This window comes from Nonomuraea zeae, assembly GCF_005889725.1.
GTDB lineage: Bacteria > Actinomycetota > Actinomycetes > Streptosporangiales > Streptosporangiaceae > Nonomuraea > Nonomuraea zeae.
This window is the reverse complement of sequence record NZ_VCKX01000713.1, coordinates 1-787: the sequence shown is the minus strand read 5'-3', so window position 1 is coordinate 787 and position 787 is coordinate 1. Positions and strand designations below refer to the sequence as shown.

Here is a 787-nt window from a genome sequence, read left to right as displayed (position 1 = left end):
TCGGCCGGGTCTCCCTCGATCGCGACCTGATCCTGTACCTGTTCGGCACCCCCGGGCAGCACCGGTTCTGGTTCATGTGGGACGACCTGGTGCGGGGTGCCATCGGCGCGGTCGTGCTGGTGGACACGCGCCGTCTTGCCGACAGCTTTCCGGCGATCGACTATTTCGAGGAGGCCCAGCTCCCGTTCGTGGTGGGCGTCAACGGATGGGACGGCCAATATCCGCACAGTGACGCCGAGGTGCGCGACGCGCTCACCCTGGCCCCGCACATCCCGCTCGTACGTCTGGACGCGCGCTCCAAGGACTCGGTCAAGAGCGCGCTGATCAACCTGGTCGAGCACGCCCTCACGGTCCGCATGGCCGTGCCGGGCTGGGGCGGTTGACCCCTGCCCGCGAGTGCGTTGACAGCGCAGCCATCCACCTGATCACAATGGCCACGGTCCCGACGAGCAGCGCAGGAGCACCATGTCCCGTGGCCGTGTCCCATGAACGTGCGCAACCCGATCACGGGGCAGATCGACCGGCCGCTCTCTCCCGTCCCACCCGACCGGCTGGCCGCCGCCGCGGCCGGGCTGCGGGCGGCGGCTCCCGCCTGGGCGGGCGCCGAGCGCTCGGACGTGCTCTCCCGGTTCGGCGCCGCGCTGGCCGATGACGACGACCTGCTCGCCGCGCTGGTGGCCGACACCGGCAGGGTGGGGGAGTCGGTGCTGGAGCGGCAGATCGTGGCCGGCCTGGTCGAGCGATGGGTACGCCGGGCGCCCGCCCTCCTCGCGCCCCCGGCCGAGCC

General features: G+C 72.2%; 1 protein-coding gene and 1 pseudogene. Both read left to right on the top strand.

What is annotated here, in order from left to right:
- Positions 1–383 (top strand): GTP-binding protein (locus ETD85_RS62545; RefSeq protein ID WP_138699130.1); only part of this gene is annotated, 383 nt, incomplete at its 5' end.
- 102 nt (positions 384–485) lie between these two features.
- A pseudogene (locus ETD85_RS64325) lies at positions 486–787 on the top strand (hypothetical protein); the annotation flags it as partial.